This window comes from Rickettsia endosymbiont of Culicoides newsteadi, assembly GCF_002259525.1.
Lineage (GTDB): Bacteria > Pseudomonadota > Alphaproteobacteria > Rickettsiales > Rickettsiaceae > Tisiphia.
Genome location: NZ_MWZE01000179.1, coordinates 1 through 683 on the forward strand (window position 1 = coordinate 1; position 683 = coordinate 683).

Here is a 683-nt window from a genome sequence, read left to right on the forward strand (position 1 = left end):
TCTTAAGAAAAATAAACCTTCCATAAATTGCAATTTCGACTTTCCTCTAAATTATAACCTTATCCCGAATTGACGTACATTGTAAAGAAAGAGATAGAAACAGCCATACAGATTAATAAAAACTTTCCTGCAGAAGCCAAAAAAGAGGCTCTAGCAAAACAAATAGCCGAACAGGCAAGGCAAAAAGAAGCTGAGAGACTTGCGAAGGAGGCAAATATTAGAGAGCAAGAGGAAGCTGAGGCAGCCAAAGAAGCGGCTAGATTAAAAGCTATAGAGGAGGCAAGGCAACAAGAAGCTGAAAGACTTGAGCAGGAAGCAAAGCTTAAAGAACAAGAGGAGGTTAAGGCGGCAAAAGAAGCGGCTAGATTAAAAGCTATAGAGGAAGCAAAAATAAAAGAATATATCCCCAATATACCGGCTGTAAAATTATTTGAGGTAGAAGGTGAGGATAATCAGTTTGATAATGATAACCAGGCTACTATCAAGGAAGTATCAAAGCTAATTCGAGACGGTAACGACCGTCTGCAGGAACATGGCAAGAAGGGGATATTGCTACTTGGTAATACCGGGGCTGGCAAAAGTACACTCACTCATTTGTTTAGTAGCAGAAGATACTGGACTGAAAAATCAAGACAAAAAAATAATAATTTTGTTTCCCATTTTTGCATTTTTCAAGCTGCAAT

Annotated in this window: 1 protein-coding gene; it reads left to right on the forward strand. The window is 38.5% G+C overall.

Going from position 1 to position 683, the window contains the following annotated elements:
- Positions 1-69 precede the first annotated feature (69 nt).
- A partial coding sequence (locus tag RiCNE_RS07150) for a cell envelope integrity protein TolA (RefSeq protein WP_204839973.1) occupies positions 70-683 on the forward strand: 614 nt, incomplete at its 3' end.